The sequence below is a fragment of the Streptomyces sp. C10-9-1 genome (assembly GCF_024497955.1).
Taxonomy (GTDB): domain Bacteria; phylum Actinomycetota; class Actinomycetes; order Streptomycetales; family Streptomycetaceae; genus Streptomyces; species Streptomyces sanyensis.
Map to the genome: position 1 here is coordinate 1 of NZ_JANHKP010000014.1, position 17601 is coordinate 17601.

The following is a 17601-nucleotide window of genomic DNA, read 5'->3' on the forward strand; positions in this document are numbered from 1 at the left end:
CTCCGACTCTATCAGACCCTTTCGGCTCCGATTCCCCGTCGGCGGGACTGCCTCAAAGGGGCCGCTCACGCGTTTTCCTTTTCGGCGTTCCCGACTTTATCAGAGGAATTCCGGCGCCCTGAAAGGGCGGGGGGAATTCTCGGTAAGGCCGGGAGGGTGGCTCCCCGGGGCTCGGCGGCCCTTGATCGGGAGCGACATAGACTCTAAACGTTCACGCGTGGACCTGTCCAGTCCGACGCAACCGTTAAAACCTACCTCCCCACGCAGCCCGTGTCAACGGGTTTGTGGGCGAAGAGGAGACTAGCAGCTCTGCGTCGTCCGATGCACATCGGTGGGTCACGCCGCGGTGGGCAACTGCGCGGGCCGGTCCGCTTCCTCCACGTCGCCGTGCTCCCCGGCCCGGGCCGCACGTCCGCCCAGGACGTAGACGTAGACGAGAAAGACGAGTTCGGCGACGACCCCGATCGTGATGCGGGCCCAGGTCGGCAGGCCGGAGGGCGTCACGAACCCCTCGATCACGCCGGACACCAGGAGTACGAGCGCCAGGCCCACAGCCATGCCCAGCGCCGCACGGCCCCGCTCGGCCAGCGCGGCCCGTCGGCTGAGCGGTCCGGGGTCGATGACCGTCCAGCCCAGCCGCAGTCCGGTGCCGGCGGCGACGAAGACCGCCGTCAGTTCGAGCAGACCGTGCGGGAGGACGAGCCCGAGGAAGGTGTCCAGCCGGCCGGCGGACGCCATCAGGCCGATGCCGACGCCGAGGTTGAGCATGTTCAGGAACAGGATCCACAGGACCGGGACGCACAGGAAGGCACCCAGCGTCAGGCACATGGCCGCCGCCTGCGCGTTGTTCGTCCACACCTGGGCGGCGAAGGAGGCCGCGGGGTGGCTGGAGTAGTACGTCTCGTACTCGCCTCCCGGCCTCGTGAGCTCCCTGAGCTCGTCGGGAGCGGCGATGGCGGCCTGCACCTCGGGGTGCGTCCCGATCCACCAGCCGATCACGGCCGCGAGCAGGGTGGAGAGGACGGCGGTCGGTATCCACCAGTGGCGCGAACGGTAGACAGCGGCGGGGAATCCCGCGGTCAGGAAGGCCGCCGCGTCTCGCCAGCCGGCCTTGCGGGCGCCCGTGACGGTCGAGCGGGCGCGGGCCACGAGCTGGGTGAGGCGTCCGGTGAGCGCGGGATCCGGCGCGCTCGACTGGATCAGCGAGAGATGGGTGGCCGTGCGCTGGTAGAGGGCGACGAGCTCGTCCGCCTCGTCGCCCGTGAGGCTCCTGCCGCGGCGGAGGAGCCGGTCGAGGCGGTCCCACTCGGCACGGTGGGTGGTGACGAAGACGTCGAGGTCCATGGGGGCTGCGGCTCCATGCGCTGGGTGTTCACGGTCCGTCCTGCTGCGGTGCGCTGCGGGTCAGCTTGGCAGACTGGTGTTCGCCGGGGGCAGGGAAGGTCGAGGATCACAAAGGGGTGGGGCGCCGTGAGCGGACTGGTGACGGGGGATGCCGTCGTGCTGGGGCTGCAGCCGGCAAGGCTGCCGAGCCGGGCGCTCGCCCTGCTGATCGACCTCGTCGTGGTCTGGTCGGTGTACCTGATCGTCATGGTCGGCGTGGTGCTGGCGTCCACGGTGCTGGACGACGCCGCCGTGGCCGCCCTGTCGGTCGTCGCCTTCCTGCTGGTCCTGGTCGGGGCCCCGATCGCGGTGGAGACGCTGAGCCGCGGCAGGTCGCTCGGGAAGCTCGCCTGCGGTCTGCGGGTGGTGCGCGACGACGGCGGCCCCGTCCGCTTCCGGCACGCCCTGGTGCGGGGAGCGATGGGCGTGGTCGAGATCATGCTGTCCTTCGGGGTCATCGCGTGCCTCGCGTCGCTGGTCTCCGCCCGGGGGCGGAGGGTCGGCGACGTCTTCGCGGGCACCCTGGTCGTCCGGGAGCGGGTCCCGGCCCAGCGCGCGGCCTGGGTGGTCCCGCCGCCGCCCGCGTGGCTGGCCGGGCGCTTCACGGGGCTCGACCTCTCGGGCGTCCCGGACGACCTGTGGCTGGCGATCCGGCAGTACCTGACCCGGATGAGGCAGCTGGACCCCGCGGTGAGCTGGTCCGTCGCGGTGCGGCTGGCGGGCGACCTGGCCTCCCGGACGGGTGCGCCGGTCCCCGACGGGGTGCCGCCGGCCGCCTACCTGGCAGCCGTGGTGCACGAGCGGCAGGGCAGGGAGGTGCGCCGGGCCCATGCGGCGGCGGCACGTGCCTCGGCCGACGCGGCGGCGGAGAGGGCGGCGCGACCGGGCGCGGACACGGCCGCCGCGACCGGGCCCACCGCGGGCGCGCAGGTCGCCTCCGGCCCCGCGGCCGCGGTCCCCGAGGCGGCCGCCGGGCCCGGGCGGCAGGAGGAGCGCACGGGCCCGGCGCCCACAGGCGCCGACGCGCCGCTGCCTCCGGCTCCGGGGGGCGGGTTCGCCCCGCCCGCGTGACACACGGGCGGGCGCGGGTCGTCGCGTGACCGGGCGACAGGGCCGCGGTCCCTCACAGCCGGTCGCGGGGATGCCGCCGCGGGCCGGTGCGGGCGCGGGGGACCCGTCACGAGAACGAGGAGGGGGGTGCCTCCAGCTCCTCCAGTTCGATCCCGGGAGCCGCGAGCACGACGTCCCCCGCGATGTGAACGCTGTGCTGCTCGCCGGTGTCCAAGGCGCTGACCTGGTACGTGTCCACGACCAGGGGGCCGTTGTCAGTGGTGTGCGCTTCACTGTCGACCAGTGCCCAGGACTGGTCGACGGTCCGGGGTGCGAGGACGGGTTCCGTGAAGGCGACCAGCCGGATGCGGACCGCCGGGCTGCCGGGCTGGAGCCTCAGCAGGCGGGCGGCGGCCACCAGGAAGGCGGGGGAGGTACCGGTGAATGCGGGGGCGCGCACGCTTCCTTCGCTGGCCTGCTCCCCGGTGGGGTCCGTCCGCACCCAGGTGACGCCCTCCAGGGCGGCACCCCGGATCTGCCAGTCGGCCGTGCGGAGTTCCAGCCGGAGGGGGCGGCCGAGATCGTCGAGGGCGAGATCGACGGTTCCGGACGGGTTCCCGGACGGGCTGAACGTGCGGGAGACATAGCGCCACCCGGAGGGTCCGGGGGCGCACTGGAAGTGCTCTTCACCGAGAGGGGTGTGGTCGTGGGGGTCGTGAAGCGAATATCGGCCGCGGGGCATGGGCTCGGAGTCCTTGTGCGGTGAGACGCGGCGGTGCCGACGGCTTCCGTGAGGGGGTCGTCCGGACACCTGCCGGCGGTGTACCGGAAGGTGCGCCGAGGGGACGGGGCAGGCCCCCGACACGGGGGTGCGGGGGCCTGCCTCGTACCTGGACCCCACACGGCCGCCCGGCGGCGACGGCCGCCGGGCGGGGGGTGTCAGGATCAGTAGCGGTAGTGGTCGGGCTTGTACGGGCCCTCGACGGGCACGCCGATGTAGGCGGCCTGCTCGGGGCGGAGGGTGGTCAGCTTGACGCCGAGGGCGTCGAGGTGGAGGCGGGCGACCTTCTCGTCGAGGTGCTTGGGCAGCGTGTAGACGTCGGTCGGGTACTGCTGGGGCTTGGTGAAGAGCTCGATCTGGGCCAGGGTCTGGTCCGCGAAGGAGTTCGACATCACGAACGAGGGGTGGCCGGTGGCGTTGCCGAGGTTGAGCAGCCGCCCCTCGGACAGCACGATCAGGACCTTGCCGTCGGGGAAGGTCCAGGTGTGGACCTGCGGCTTGACCTCGTCCTTGACGATGCCCTCGGTCGCGGCCAGGCCCGCCATGTCGATCTCGTTGTCGAAGTGGCCGATGTTGCCCACGATCGCCTGGTGCTTCATCCGGGCCATGTCACCGGCCATGATGATGTCCTTGTTGCCGGTCGTGGTGATGAAGATGTCGGCGGTCTCCACGACCTCGTCCAGGGTGGTCACCTGGTAGCCGTCCATCGCGGCCTGCAGCGCGCAGATGGGGTCGACCTCGGTGACGATGACACGGGCGCCCTGGCCGCGCAGCGACTCCGCGCAGCCCTTGCCCACGTCGCCGTAGCCGCAGACGACTGCCGTCTTGCCGCCGATCAGGACATCGGTCGCCCGGTTGATCCCGTCGATCAGCGAGTGGCGGCAGCCGTACTTGTTGTCGAACTTCGACTTGGTCACCGCGTCGTTGACGTTGATCGCCGGGAACAGCAGCGTGCCCTCGGCCATCATCTCGTAGAGGCGGTGGACGCCCGTCGTGGTCTCCTCGGTCACACCGCGGACGTCGGACGCCAGCTGCGTCCACTTCTGCGGGCTGTCCGCGAGGGTGCGGGTGAGCAGGGCCAGGATGTGGCCGTACTCCTCGGAGTCCGCCGTCGAGGGGTCCGGTACCTCGCCGGCCTTCTCGAACTCGACGCCCTTGTGGACGAGGAGGGTGGCGTCACCGCCGTCGTCCAGGATCATGTTCGGCCCGCCGGTGGGGGTGTTCGGCCAGGTCAGCGCCTGCTCCGTGCACCACCAGTACTCCTCCAGCGTCTCGCCCTTCCAGGCGAAGACCGGGACGCCCTTCGGGTCCTCGGGGGTGCCGTCCGGGCCGACGGCGATCGCGGCGGCCGCGTGGTCCTGGGTGGAGAAGATGTTGCAGGAGGCCCAGCGGACCTCGGCGCCGAGGGCGACCAGCGTCTCGATGAGCACCGCGGTCTGCACCGTCATGTGCAGCGAGCCCGTGACCCGCGCCCCGGCCAGCGGCTGCGCCTGCGCGTACTCGCGCCGGATCGCCATCAGCCCCGGCATCTCGTGCTCGGCGAGCGTGATCTCCTTGCGGCCGAAAGCGGCCAGGGACAGATCGGCGACCTTGAAGTCGTGGTGGTTGGCGGCACTCGACATGCGGGCTGCTCCTCGTGGTTCGGGGTCGAGGTGGTCTGGGCTGGCTCTGCTGCGGCCGGGCATACGGATGCCCGGTCATCGGCAGGACAGTCCGTCGGAGGCCCTCTCTCCCTCGGTCGGCCCCGGGGACCGCCCGACCGCCATCAGCAGCGACGTCTGACTCCGGAGACGAATCTACACCGATCGGCCGTGCGGACCCCAGTCCGCGGCGGCCCGCAGGGGCGGGTTCCGGCCGCACGCGGTGCTGTGCAGCGGGAGCGGACCGGGGCCGTCCGGACCGGCGGGGAGGGCGTGCGGACGCACGGAAGGGCGCCCGCACCGGAGGGGCGGGGCGGGGCGGACGTCCACCCCGCCCCGGGGAGGAGATTCAGTGCCCGGTGCCCGCGCCCCCGGGTGTCGCGGCGGGGTCGCTCCCGGCCGCCGCCTCGGCCTCGCTGTAGATGTCCGGCTCCAGGTAGATCACCCGTGCGATGGGAACGGCGGCCCGGATGCGCTCCTCGGCGGCGTTGATCGCGGACGCGACCTCGTCGGCGGTGTCGTTGCGCTCGACGGCGATCTTGGCGGCGACCAGCAGCTCCTCGGGGCCGAGGTGCAGGGTGCGCATGTGGATGATGCGCGTGACGGTGTCGCCGTCGACGGTGGCCGCCTTGATCTTCTCGATGTCCTCCACCCCGGCGGCCTCGCCCAGCAGGAGCGACTTGGTCTCGGCGGCGAGGACGATCGCGATGATGATGAGCAGTACGCCGATGCACAGCGTGCCGATGCCGTCCCAGACGCCGTTGCCGGTGAGCAGCGCGAGCCCGACACCGCCGAGGGCCAGGACCAGGCCGACGAGCGCACCGAGGTCCTCCAGGAGCACCACGGGCAGTTCGGGGGCCTTGGCCCGGCGCACGAACTGCGACCAGGAGAGCCGTCCGCGCAGGGCGTTGGACTCCTTGATGGCCGTGCGGAACGAGAACGCCTCGGCGATGATCGCGAAGACGAGGACGCCGACGGGCCAGTACCAGGCCTCGATCTCGTGCGGGTCGTGGATCTTCTCGTAGCCCTCGTAGACGGCGAACATGCCGCCCACGGAGAAGAGCACGATGGAGACGAGGAAGGCGTAGATGTAGCGCTCGCGTCCGTACCCGAAGGGGTGCTGGGGGGTGGCCTCCCGCCGTGCCTTGCGTCCGCCCAGCAGGAGCAGCCCCTGGTTGCCGGAGTCGGCGACGGAGTGGACGCTCTCGGCGAGCATCGAGGACGAGCCGCTGAAGAGGAACGCCACGAACTTCGCTACCGCGATGGAGAGGTTGGCCAGCAGTGCGGCCACGATGGCCTTGCTTCCGCCTGACGCGCTCATGAGTGCCCGATGTCCCTTCGTGCTGCCGTTTGTCGCCGGCCGGGGCGCTGCCCGGCCTGTGCGGTGCGACATTGTCGCAGCACACGGGAGCCACGGGAGCACGGAGTGGGGAGACGGGGTGCCCGGAGGGGTCCGCCCCGGGGCGAAGGGGCGGACCTTCCGCCGGAGTTCAGAGGACGGCGGTCGCGCGGAACACGGTGGCGCTGCCGTCCCCGGCGTCCGCGAGGGTGACCCGTTCCCCGGCGGGCACGAAGACCGATTCGCCCGGCCCGAGGGCCAGTTCGCCGCTCAGCTCGGCGGAACCGGCGGTGCACAGGAGGATCTGGGCGCCGGTCGCGGTGACGTCGCGGGGCGCGGAGCCGGGGGCGAGCACGAACCGGGAGAGGCGGAACTCGTCGGCCGGGGTCTCGTACACCTCCTCGCCGCCGGGAGGTGCCTCGGGCCGCAGGACGGCGGGTTCGGCGGCCTCGAAGCGGACGATCCTCAGCAGCTCGGGCACGTCCACGTGCTTGGGCGTGAGGCCGCAGCGCAGGACGTTGTCGGAGTTGGCCATGATCTCGACGCCGAGGCCGTCGAGATAGGCATGGGGCACGCCGGCGCCGAGGAACAGCGCTTCGCCGGGCTGGAGCCGGACGTGGTTCAGCAGCATCGCCGCGATCACTCCCGGGTCTCCGGGGTGGTGGTGGGCGATGGCCGCATAGGGCGTGTAGGGGCCGCCGAGCCGCTCGGCCGCCGCGGCCGCCTCGGTGACGGTGGCAGCCGTCTCCTCGCGGTCGGCGGTGAGGACGGCGGTGAGGACCTCGCGCAGCGCCGCGTCCTCGGGGTGGGCGTGGAGGAGGTCCACATAGGGCTTGAGGGAGTCGACCTCCAGCGCGGCGAGCAGGTCGGCGGCCTCGACGGGCCGGCGGAAGCCGCACAGGCCCTCGAACGGGGTGAGCGCGCAGAGGAGTTCGGGCTTGTGGTTGGTGTCGCGGTAGTTGCGGTGGGGGGCGTCGAGGGGGACGCCCCGGGCATGTTCGCGCGCATGGCCCTCGGCGGCCTGGTCGAGGTCGGGGTGGACCTGGAGGGACAGGGGCGCACCGGCGGCGAGCAGCTTGAGCAGGAACGGGAGCCGGGGGCCGAAGGCCGCGACGGAGGCGGCGCCGAGTTCCCGCTCCGGGGCCGCGGCGATCACCTCGTCGAGCGGCCCGCGGGGGGTGCCGGACGGCGCTCCGGGGTGGGCGCCCATCCACAGCTCGGCCTGGGGCTCACCGGTGGGGGCGGTGCCGAGCAGCTCGGGGAGGGCGGTGGTGGACCCCCAGGCGTAGGGGCGGACGGTGTTGGCGAGGCGGTCCATGGTCCTGTCTTCCTTGGTCCGGCGGGTCCGGTGCGATCCGGGTGCTCCGGGTGCTCCGGGTGCTCCGGGTGCTCCGGTGCGATCCCGGGTGGTCCTGCGGTGCGGGGCGGCCCCGGTGGGCCGGAGCCCGGTCCGGGTGGGCCGGGACGGCTGCCGGGGACCGGCCCTGTACCGGGCGCTCCGCGTCCGGCCGCCCGCACCGCCCTGCGGTCCCGCGGGGGCGCGTGCGGCACGGAGGCAGCGCGTGCCGCCACCGTGCCACGGGTCCGGGGCCTGCGCATGGCGGGCAGGTGGCGCCGGGGTTACGAGGGCCGGGCCTCGCCCGCCTCCGCCAGCGACAGATACGCGGCGGCGAAGTCGGTGACGGCGAGGAGTTCGGCGATCGACTCCAGTTCGGTGCCCTCCTGCGGTTCGAGTTCGCTCACGGGGGTGTCGTGCCCGAGGGCCAGCTCGCGCGCCGCGGGGGCCGCCGTCAGCCCGCCGGCCGGGCGGTCCCTGAGGAGCACCACCCGGGCGTGGAGCGCCTGCGGCTCCTCGACGCGGTCGCGGAAGAAGTCCTCGGGGTCGGCGCCCGCGGCGAAGCCGCCGACCAGGAGCACCCCGTGCGCGGGCAGTGCCTCGGGCAGTTCGGCCGCGAGGGCGGGCCGCCCGGCGAGCTCGGCGAGGACGGCGGCGAAGCGGCGCCCCGCGGGGGCGGCCCCGACGCCCTCGGTCCAGATCAGCGGGAGGCTGTCCGCGAGCTCGGCGGCCAGGGTCTTGGCGGGGTTGGTGTAGGTGGCGATCGCGGGCCCGCAGCGCTCGGCGACCTCGTCGAGCCGGTCGGCGACCTGGTCCAGTGCCTCGGGGGGCGCTTCGAGGAGACCCACCCGGTCGAGCAGGGCGAGCAGGGGGGTGAAGAGCGCCCACAGGGCGCCGGGTCCGGCCGCCTGCCCTTCCTCGTAGAGCTCGTAGGGGGCGGTGGCCATGGGTACGACGAGCCCGTGGGCGCCCTCGACCGCCTCGGAGAGGGGGGAGGTGCGGGGGGCGACGGCGACGACGGTGGAGCCGCGCCGGTACGCCTGCTGCACGAGTTGCGCGAGGCCGGGTTCGCTGCCGTCGGTGGTGGCCACGAGCAGGAGGTCCAGGGAGCCCGCCCAGCCGGGGAGCGCCCAGCGCAGGGCGCCGGCGGCGTGGGCCACTCCGGTGGGGCGCAGCGGGATCACGGGTGCGGACGCCCCGGCCAGAGCGCCGATGAGGTCGGCGACGCCGACGCCCGCCGTGCCGGGGCCGGCGACCAGGACGGCACGGGGGCGTCCTTCGGGTGCGAGCGCGGAGATGCCGGCCTCGGCCGCGTGGTGTGCCGCGGTGCGTACGCGGGCGCCGGCCTCCGCGGCACCCCGCAGCAGTCCGCGGTGGTCGATGCGGGCGAGAGCGTCCGGCGCGTCGAGGAGCGACTCGTCGAGCATGGGGTGGGCCTCCGATCGCCGTACGCGTGCGGCGGATGGGTGCGGGAGCCGTGGAACCGGGGCGGGCCGGTCGGGGTCGGGTCGGCGGACTGCGCCGGGGCCCGGTCCCCGCCCCGGCGACGGGGCCGCGCGGGCGGCCGTCCGGAGGACGGCCGGACCCGGGTCAGGCCGGGCGGCGGGCCTCGTCGACCAGGAGCACCGGGATGCCGTCCCGCACGGGGTAGGCAAGTCGGCAGTCCGCCCCCGTGCACACCAGCTCGGGCGTCTCGGCCGTCGTGCGGTCGTCGAGCGGGGCGTGGCACGCCGGGCAGGCGAGGATCTCCAGGAGGCCGGCTTCGAGCGGCATGGCGGCGGTGTCCCTTCGGGGCGGGGTGGGTCGGGCGGCGGGGGACCCCGTCGGAGCCGACCGGTTCTGGCGGGTGGATCTGTTCGGGCTTGCGGGTGCCGTGTGGATCAGGCCTCGTCAGCCTACCGCCGGGCGGGCCGCGGAGGCTCGTTCTGGGCTGCGCCGCGGCGGCGCCGGTGCCGCCCGGCTGCGCGGCGCACCGCCCGGCCGGGCGGCCCCCTGTGCGGCGGGGGCCGCGCGGGCCGGACTCAGCGGGTGCGGACCAGCCGGAGCACCTCGTCGCGGAGCGCGGCCATGGTCGCCGCGTCGCGCGCCTCGACGTTCAGCCGCAGCAGCGGCTCGGTGTTGGACGCGCGCAGGTTGAACCACCAGTCCGGGGTGGCCACCGTCAGCCCGTCCAGGTCGTCGGTGGTCACGCCCTCGCGGCCGGCGAAGGCCGCGCGGACGGCCTCCGTACGTCCGGCCTGGTCCTCGACCTGGGAGTTGATCTCGCCGGAGGCCGCGTACCGGTCGTACTCGGCGACCAGTTCGGACAGCGGCTTCGGCTGGGAGCCGCGGGCGGCGAGGACGTGGAGGGCGGCGAGCATGCCGGTGTCGGCGTTCCAGAAGTCCCGGAAGTAGTAGTGGGCCGAGTGCTCTCCGCCGAAGATCGCGCCGGTGCGGGCCATCTCCTCCTTGATGAAGGAGTGGCCGACCCGGGTGCGGACCGGGGTGCCGCCGTTCTCCCGGACCACCTCGGGCACGGCCCAGGAGGTGATCAGGTTGTGGATGACCGTTCCGCCGGGTCGCTTGGCGAGCTCCCGCCGCGCCACCAGGGCGGTGATCGCGGACGGGGGGACTCCCTCGCCGCGCTCGTCCACGACGAAGCAGCGGTCGGCGTCGCCGTCGAAGGCCAGGCCCAGGTCGGCGCCCTCGGCCCGCACCCGGGCCTGGAGGTCGGTGATGTTGGCCGGGTCGAGGGGGTTGGCCTCGTGGTTGGGGAAGGTGCCGTCGAGTTCGAAGTACATCGGCACCAGCGTCACGGGCAGGTGCCGGAAGACGGCCGGGACGGTGAGCCCGCCCATGCCGTTGCCGGCGTCCACGACCACCTTCAGCGGCCGCATCTCCCCCAGGTCGACGAGGGAGAGCAGGTGGGTCGCGTAGTCCTGGAGCGTGTCGGGCTTGGTCACGCCTCCCATGGCGGCGGCGGGCTCGGGGGTGGTGCCCGTGCGCGACCACTCCTCCACCAGGGCGCGGATGTCGGCGAGGCCGGTGTCCTGGCCGACGGGCGCGGCCCCCGCGCGGCAGAGCTTGATGCCGTTGTAGCGCGCCGGGTTGTGGGAGGCGGTGAACATCGCCCCGGGCAGGTCCATCTTCCCGGAGGCGTAGTAGAGCTGGTCCGTGGAGCACAGGCCGATCAGGGTGACGTCCGCTCCCTGGAGCGCGGCGCCCTTGGCGAAGGCGCCGGACAGGCCGGGGGACGAGGGCCGCATGTCGTGGCCGACGACGACGGCCGTCGCGCCGGTCACCTGCACGAAGGCGGCACCGAACAGCTCGGCGAGGTCCTCGTCCCACTGGTCGGGAACCACTCCGCGGATGTCGTACGCCTTCACGATCTGCGACAGATCAGCAGCTGCCACGGCCTCATCCTCCACAAGTCTCGGCGGTCGCAACAACCTACCCGTACGGTCCGCCGCCGGTCCGCCCGGTTCCCGCCTCCGCGAGCGGGGTCACGCGCGGGCGCGGGCGGGAACGGGATCCGGAGGTGCTCAGTTGTCCGGGGAGCGCAGCACCCTGAGGTGGCCGCGCCGGGCGACCTCCCTCGGGTCCGCGGTGCGCCGCCCCCCGGGCCCGCCGCCCTCCGCCGTGCGCCTCTGGGGGCGCGCCGCCTCGCGGACGGCGTTGGCCAGGGCCTCCAGGTCGTCGCCGCTGGGGCGTGCGGGGGCGGAGCCGTCCGTGAGCCGCACGACCTCCCAGCCGCGTGGGGCGGTGAGCCGCTCGCCGTGCTCGGCGCACAGGTCGTAGCAGTGGGGCTCGGCGTAGGTGGCGAGCGGGCCGAGGACCGCGGTCGAGTCGGCATAGACGTACGTCAGTGTCGCGACGGCAGGGCGGCCGCACGCGGTGCGAGAACATCGACGTACAGGGCTCACGACGTTGGACGGTACCGCACTCTTGAGCGGGCTGCGACGACTCTCCATCAGGTCACTCCCCCGTGTCGTGACGTGGCATCCGACGAAACACCGCTTCCGGTAACTGGCCTGACCTGCACGGGAAGAGAACCGCACGGACGGCGGCCGCGCAAGGGCGGGTCCCGGTTCGGGGTGAATGATGTCAATCAGCGCGGGGGCGCCGGTCGCCGGGGGGCGCAATCGCGCCCAAGCGTGGCCGGATCGTTCAATCGGCGACAACGCGGGCCGCGGCCGTCCCTGCGGCGGCCGCCCGGGGGACCGGGGAGTTACCCTGCGTGAGTGAAGGACAGTCCCGTACCGCCGCCGCCCACGCAGTCCCGTCCGCGCCACCGCGACCGCCACGGACGGGGGATGCGCGGGCCCGTCGCCCCTCCCCAGGTCCCGCTCGCGGTGACCCGCGCCGACACCTTCCGGGATCTGGTGCAGGACTCCGTCGACCGGCTGGAGCGTCGCTGGCCCCAGCTCGCCGACGTGGACTTCGTGGTGCTGGAGGTCCCGAGCGGGTCGGAGGACTCGGTGCCGCTGGGCGGGGTGCTGCCCGCCTCGAAGGGGCGGCCCGCGCGGGTCATGGTCTACCGGCGCCCGGTGGAGCTGCGGACGAAGAGCCGGGACGAGCGGGCCCTGCTGGTGCACGAGGTGGTCGTGGAGCAGGTGGCCGAGCTGCTGGGCCTCTCCCCGGAGTCGGTGGACCCCCGGTACGGGCAGGACTGACCGGGGACGGGCCCCGCGGACCGGGGCGGTGTCCGCGGGGCCGGGCCGGTGCCGGCCCGGTCAGTGCCCGAGCACCGTCAGGTCCTGCTCCGCCGTCGGCACGGACACCGTGCCCCGGTCGTCCGGCAGGTTCTGCACGGTGAACATCGGGATGCCGTCCTCGGAGACCTCCAGCATCCGCGAGGCGTGGACGGGACCTCCCGAGAGGGTGCGCACGGTCAGCGCGTAGACGCCCTTGAGCCCCTCGGGGAGCGGCGCGGTGATGGTGAGCGTGGTGCCCGCCTTCACCGTGTACTTCCTGACCGCCGGAGTACCGCCCCGGGTGCCCGCGGAGGCGGCCACCTCGACCTCGGCCGCCGCACCGGGGGCCGCCATCGACAGCATCGTGCCCCGGTCGCGGTTGTCCGCGACGCTGGCCCGCTCGCCCACGGGTGCGGCGGCGGGGATGAAGGCGGTCTCCCGCTTCTCCCCGGTGCCGCGGACCACGCGCAGCGCGGCCACGACGGGGGTCGCCGCGCCGTCCTCCGCGGGGCTGAGGAGCAGGCTGCCGGCTTCGCCCTTGCTGACGTCCGCCAGGTCCAGCACGGAGGTCATGCCGGACTTCACGCGCACGCTCTCGCTGCCCGCCGGGGTGATGGTCCCGGTCGGGCCGGCGAAGCGCACGGTGAGGGCGGCGTCGTCCTCACCGGGGGCGAAGGCGACCAGCTGGACGGAGGTGGCGTCCCCGGGGATGCCGGGGAGGACCGCGGTCGACGCGGGGGCGGCCGAGGCGGTGAGCCAGTCGCTGCCCAGGGCCTCGTCGAAGGCGCGGACGGCGGCGCCCACCCGGCCGGTGCGGGTGCTGACGTGGACGGTGACGTCCTCGGCCTTGTCGGTGGTCAGGGTCGACAGCAGGACCGGGACCGAGCCTCCGGGCGGAACGGTGATGCCCTCGGTGAGCGTGGCCTTGAGCAGGCCGTCCTTGCCGTAGAGCTCGATGTCGACGACGGCACTCGCGTCGTCCGGGTTGCTCAGGTGCACGTAGTCCTGGCGGCTCCCGGCGAGGGAGGCGCCGGGGAACCAGAAGTCGGTGTCGGGGCCGGTGCAGCTGATGCCGAGCAGCCCGCGCCCGGCGCCCGCGGGCACGGTCGTCGTCTGCTGGGTGGTCCAGCCGGGCGCGAGGGCGCCGGACGCGGTGCCGAGGAGCGCGGGCGCCTCGCCTCCGTCGGCCTCGGCCGAAACGGGCGTGCCGGGCTGCTTCAGCGCCAGGACGGGCTTGGGGGCGGCCTCCCCCGCGTCGGTCTTCCCGGCACCGGCGGAGTCCCCGGCCCCCTCGCCGCCGTCCTCCGTCTCCCCGTCCTCCGTCTCCCCGTCCTCGGCGGGGGCGTCGGCCGCACCCGCCAGGCGCGCGGTGGCGGCCCGCAGCTCGGCGGCCGCGGTGGGGGCGTCGCCGTCCTCGGAGGCGGAGGGGGACGGGGCCCCCGCGGCCGCCGCGGGCGTGTAGGAGGTGTAGAGCGTCTCGGCGAGTTCCGAGGTGCTGGGGGCCGGGCACAGCAGGCTGGAGCGCTCGACCGGCAGGCGGGCGGCGGCACTCGCCGCGGCGGGGGCGTCGGCGTCGGAACCGCTCACCGCGGCGGCGCCGGTGATCGCCGCGAGGGCGGTGGCGACCGCGATCAGGGACAGGGTCGTGCGCTTCACTGGTCGCCTCGCGGGGTGCCGGGGGCCTGGGAGGGCGGCTCGGGGTACCGGCCTCCGTATCCGTACGGGTCGTCGTCCACGCCGCCCTGCGGCGGGTACGGCGCCGAGCCGTACCCGGGGTCGGCGTACGTCCCGCCGGAGTCGCCCTGCTGGTAGGGGTCGTGGCCGTAGGGCTGCCCGCCGGGGTGGGCAGCCTGGCCGGGGTCCTGGTAGGGCGGTGTGTAGGGGTCGTAGCCCTGGCCGCCGTAGTCGCTGCCGCCCGGTGCGTAGGGGGCCCGGCCCTGCCAGTCCGTGTCGTGGCCGCCGGCGTACCCGGCGTCGGGGACCGGGGCGTAGGGGCCGGCGTCGGGGGTGCCGGTGCTCGCGGTGCCCTCGGCCGGGGGGGCGCCGGGCCCGGTGCGGGTCTGCGCCGGGACCCCGGGCGCGCCGTCGGCCTCGGCCTGGGCGCGCAGCCTGCGGGCGCGCCGGCCGTCGCCCTCCTCGGGCTGCGGCGGGACGGCGGCGGGCTCCTCGTCGGGGAGGTCGTCGTCGACCTGGCGGCGCCGCCCCGGCAGCGCGAGGACCACCAGGACCAGGGCGAGGGCGCCCTGCGTCCAGATCCGGGCGGTGTGGGTCACCGGGTCCCGGTGGATGAGGTCCAGCCGCCCGCCCTCCGCGGGCAGCGCGAAGCCCTGGGCCCAGCCGTCGACCGTGGTCCGCTCCAGCGGTCGCCCGTCGAGGGTGGCCTGCCAGCCCTCGGAGACCCGGTCGGCGACGCGCAGGACGCGGCCCGCGCCGCCCTTGGGGATGTCCGCGTGCGCCTCGACCGGCCCGGAGGCCACGGGCAGCGGGTCCTTGTCCCCGTCGAGGACGGTCACCCGGGCGACCTGCCGGTCGACGCGCCACAGGGCGCTGCCGTCGAGCTGGCTGAGCCTGCTCAGCCCCGGGGTGGCGTCGAGGACGCGGGAGGTCTCCCGGGGCACCCCGTCGCGCACCAGGACGTAGCGGATGGCGTACCCGCTGAGCTGGCTGGTCTGGTCGGCTCCGGAGCCGGCGACCAGGTTGGCGACGACCCCGTCGAGGCGCGCGTCACTCCCCTGCGCCTCGGCGGCTTCGGCGTCGCCGAGGCGCCCGCCGGAGCCGCGTACGAGCATGTAGGAGACCGTCGCGGCCGAGGTGCCGCCGAGCACCAGGGTCCGGGGCTGGTCCCGGGTGACGCTCTCCTCGGCGACGAAGGCCGGCACGTGGACGGGGTCCCGGCGGCCGATCGGCCCGTCGGCTCCGCCGACCGTCCACACCACCGCGGCGCCCAGCGGGGCGAGCGCGGCGGCCAGGGCGACGAGCGCGGCCAGCGGCTGGCGCCAGCCGAAGTTCCGGGCGGCGACCCGGGTGCGGCCGCCCTCGGCGCCGAGGACGGCCGCGGTCAGCAGGGCGAGCCCGTAGACGAGGGTGGCCGGTCCGGCCCAGCCGGAGCCGTCGGCGGCGACGGCGCACACCAGGCCGGCGAGGGCCGCGGCCCAGGCGGTGCGGATGGCGAAGGTGCGCTCTTCGCGGAGCAGGGCGGCCAGCGCGGCGGCCACGATGCCGAGCATCAGGATGCCGCCGGGTGCGCCGGGACCGCCGGGGCTGATGCCCAGGAGGTCGAGCGGTTCGGCGAAGCCGCTGCCGAGGTGCAGGCCCGCCTCGCGGAGGAACCCGGCCGGCCGGGTGAACAGCTCCAGCGACCAGGGGGCGAGCACGAGGACCGGGGTGGCGACGGCGGCGAGGAAGCGCAGCGCGTAGGCCGGGAGATCGCGGCGGTGCAGCACCAGGACGGCGAGGCCGGTGGCGACCGCGAGCGGCCACACCACGGGGGTGAACGCGGTCGCGACGGTGAGCAGCAGCGCGTAGGCCCAGGTGGCCTGCCAGGTGCCGCGGGCGCCGCTGCGGGTGCGCAGCCCGTGGGCGGCGACGGCCGCGCGGGCGGTCAGCGGGAGGAGGATCGCGAGGACGGCGGTGCCCAGGCGCCCGGCGGCGAGCGCGCCGGTGGCCGCGGGCAGGAAGGCGTAGGCGATGCTCGCCCAGGCCCGCAGGAGGCGGGACTCGACGAGTGGCCGGGAGGCGAAGTAGGCGGTGAGCCCGGCCAGCGGGACGGAGCAGACCAGCAGCACGGTCAGCGCGAGGCCGGTGGAGCCGAGGGTGAGCCAGGAGAGCAGGGCGAGGATCGCCAGGTAGGGCGGCGCGGTCGGGGTGCCGCCGGTGCCGACGGCGTGCCAGCTGTCGGCGTAGCGGGCCCACAGGTCCCCGACGTCGCCGGGGGCGGGCAGCAGCGCGCCGCCGGACAGGGCGCCGCCGCCGAACAGCCCGCGGCAGGCGACGAGGGAGACGAGGAGCAGGAGGGCGAACAGCAGCGGCGCCGGCTTGCGGGCGATCTTCTTGAGCCGGGAGAACTGCTCGATCTCCAGGTAGTCGGCGTCGTCGCCGCCGGGGCCGGACTCCACGACGCCGTGGCGGGAGCCGCCGCTGTCGGAGTCGGTGCGGCCGAAGCCCGCGAGGACCTGCTCCAGGGTGGCCCGCACGGTGGCGCCGGGCGGTGGGAAGAGCGGCCGCAGCTCCTTCGCCTCGACGGCACCGCGGGGCCGGCGGCGCCGTCCGGCGATGATCCGCTCGGGCCGCAGCAGCACCCCGAACAGGCCCGTCACCTCGTCGACGGCCTGTCCGGGGACCTTGCCGACGAGGTAGGCGACGGTGCGCAGCAGCGTGCCGACGACGAGGCGCAGCAGGACCCACGGCAGGGCGACGGCGCGGGCGTTGGTGAGGAGGGTGTAGACGGCGCCCGCCTTGTCGACGCGGTGCGGGCTGGCGACGGAGCGGCCCGCGCAGTCGACGGTGCGGCGTTCGCGGGCGGCTGCCTCGGCGTGCCGGAGGACGGCGTCGGGTGCCACGAGGACGCGGTGCCCCGCGGTGTGGACGCGCCAGCACAGGTCCACGTCGTCGCGCATGAGGGGCAGTCGGCGGTCGAAGCCGCCGAGCGCCTCGAAGACGTCGCGCCGGACGAGCATGCCGGCGGAGGAGACGGAGAGGACGGAGCGGACCTGGTCGTGCTGGCCCTGGTCCTGCTCGCGGCGGTCCAGGCCGGTCCAGCGGCGGCCGCTGTCGGCGATGGAGACGCCGGCCTCCAGCAGCTGCCTGCGGTCGTACCATCCGCGGAGCTTGGGGCCGACGACGGCGACGGAGTCGTCGGAGTCGGCCACGCGGAGCAGTTCGAGGAGGGCGTCCGGCGCGGGGGCGCAGTCGTCGTGGAGGAGCCAGAGCCACTGGACGGGTTCGCCGTGCGGCAGCTCGGGCAGCTCGTAGGCCTCGTCGTGCCAGGTGCGGGTGACCGGGTCCCAGCCGCTGGGCCGCTTGAGGTAGGGCAGGTCGTCCGGGCCGAGCACCCCCGCGGTGCGGGCGGCCTCGTCGACGGCGGCGCCGAAGCCGGTGCGGCGGGCGAGGTGCAGGACGCGGTCGGGGCCCAGCGACCGGGTGAGCAGCCGGGCCGAGTCGTCGGCGCTTCCGGTGTCGGCGGCGACGGCGTTCTGCACGGGGCGTTCCTGGCCCAGCAGTCCGTCGAGGGCGTCGGGCAGCCAGCGCGCACCGTCGTGGGCGACGAGCACGGCGGTGACCACGTGCCGCGGGAACTCGGGCGCGAACGCCGGGGCGAACGCTGCTGTGGTGGCGGACATTGAGGTACGGGCCCTCCGGCCGGAAGGGGGCGCCCCGTGGGGGCGTGGGTGCGTCTCGGA

The 17601-nt window shown here is 75.0% G+C and carries 13 protein-coding genes; 2 read left to right on the top strand and 11 right to left on the bottom strand.

From position 1 onward, the window contains the following. Positions 1-336: 336 nt before the first annotated feature. Positions 337-1344 (bottom strand): stage II sporulation protein M, encoded by a 1008-nt coding sequence (locus NPS70_RS20290; protein ID WP_256525770.1) that lies wholly within the window; start codon positions 1342-1344, stop codon positions 337-339. A gap of 126 nt (positions 1345-1470) precedes the next feature. On the opposite strand from NPS70_RS20290, the gene NPS70_RS20295 reads away from it, so the two are divergent. Next, positions 1471-2454 carry an RDD family protein gene (locus NPS70_RS20295; protein WP_256525771.1) on the top strand — a complete coding sequence of 328 codons (984 nt, stop codon included), beginning with the start codon at positions 1471-1473 and terminating at the stop codon, positions 2452-2454. A gap of 106 nt (positions 2455-2560) precedes the next feature. Here the strand turns inward: NPS70_RS20295 and NPS70_RS20300 are convergent, their stop codons facing one another. The 8 genes from NPS70_RS20300 to NPS70_RS20335 form a co-directional block, all read right to left on the bottom strand. After that, a complete protein-coding gene (locus NPS70_RS20300; RefSeq protein WP_256525772.1) occupies positions 2561-3175 on the bottom strand; it encodes a hypothetical protein in 615 nt (204 codons plus the stop codon). A gap of 203 nt (positions 3176-3378) precedes the next feature. Then, positions 3379-4836 (bottom strand): adenosylhomocysteinase, encoded by a 1458-nt coding sequence (gene ahcY, locus NPS70_RS20305; RefSeq protein WP_256525773.1) that lies wholly within the window; start codon positions 4834-4836, stop codon positions 3379-3381. A 367-nt stretch (positions 4837-5203) separates the two neighbouring features. Then, a complete protein-coding gene (locus tag NPS70_RS20310) occupies positions 5204-6175 on the bottom strand; it encodes a cation diffusion facilitator family transporter (protein WP_256525774.1) in 972 nt (323 codons plus the stop codon). A 169-nt stretch (positions 6176-6344) separates the two neighbouring features. Next, the gene (gene manA, locus NPS70_RS20315; RefSeq protein WP_256525775.1) at positions 6345-7511 is read right to left on the bottom strand and encodes a mannose-6-phosphate isomerase, class I; all 1167 of its coding nucleotides are present in this window, start codon (positions 7509-7511) and stop codon (positions 6345-6347) included. Between the two features lie 302 nt (positions 7512-7813). Beyond that, positions 7814-8956 carry an SIS domain-containing protein gene (locus NPS70_RS20320; RefSeq protein WP_256525776.1) on the bottom strand — a complete coding sequence of 381 codons (1143 nt, stop codon included), beginning with the start codon at positions 8954-8956 and terminating at the stop codon, positions 7814-7816. Positions 8957-9119: 163 nt separating this feature from the next. Next, positions 9120-9302 carry a Trm112 family protein gene (locus tag NPS70_RS20325; protein WP_256525777.1) on the bottom strand — a complete coding sequence of 61 codons (183 nt, stop codon included), beginning with the start codon at positions 9300-9302 and terminating at the stop codon, positions 9120-9122. A gap of 248 nt (positions 9303-9550) precedes the next feature. Beyond that, complete coding sequence (locus NPS70_RS20330; RefSeq protein ID WP_256525778.1) at positions 9551-10921, bottom strand: phosphomannomutase/phosphoglucomutase; 1371 nt, start codon at positions 10919-10921, stop codon at positions 9551-9553. Between the two features lie 129 nt (positions 10922-11050). After that, the gene (locus NPS70_RS20335; RefSeq protein ID WP_256525779.1) at positions 11051-11479 is read right to left on the bottom strand and encodes a DUF3499 domain-containing protein; all 429 of its coding nucleotides are present in this window, start codon (positions 11477-11479) and stop codon (positions 11051-11053) included. 270 nt (positions 11480-11749) lie between these two features. Here NPS70_RS20335 and NPS70_RS20340 point away from each other — a divergent pair, with 270 nt between their 5' ends. Beyond that, positions 11750-12181 carry a metallopeptidase family protein gene (locus NPS70_RS20340; RefSeq protein ID WP_256525780.1) on the top strand — a complete coding sequence of 144 codons (432 nt, stop codon included), beginning with the start codon at positions 11750-11752 and terminating at the stop codon, positions 12179-12181. Positions 12182-12241: 60 nt separating this feature from the next. On the opposite strand, the gene NPS70_RS20345 is transcribed toward NPS70_RS20340, so the two are convergent. Next, positions 12242-13858: a DUF5719 family protein gene (locus NPS70_RS20345; RefSeq protein ID WP_256525781.1), complete on the bottom strand. Its 1617-nt coding sequence runs from the start codon at positions 13856-13858 to the stop codon at positions 12242-12244. Continuing rightward, entirely contained in the window at positions 13855-17541 is a 3687-nt protein-coding gene (locus NPS70_RS20350) for a glycosyltransferase (RefSeq protein WP_256525782.1), read from the bottom strand. The genes NPS70_RS20345 and NPS70_RS20350 overlap by 4 nt, the downstream gene beginning before the upstream one ends. Positions 17542-17601: the final 60 nt, after the last annotated feature.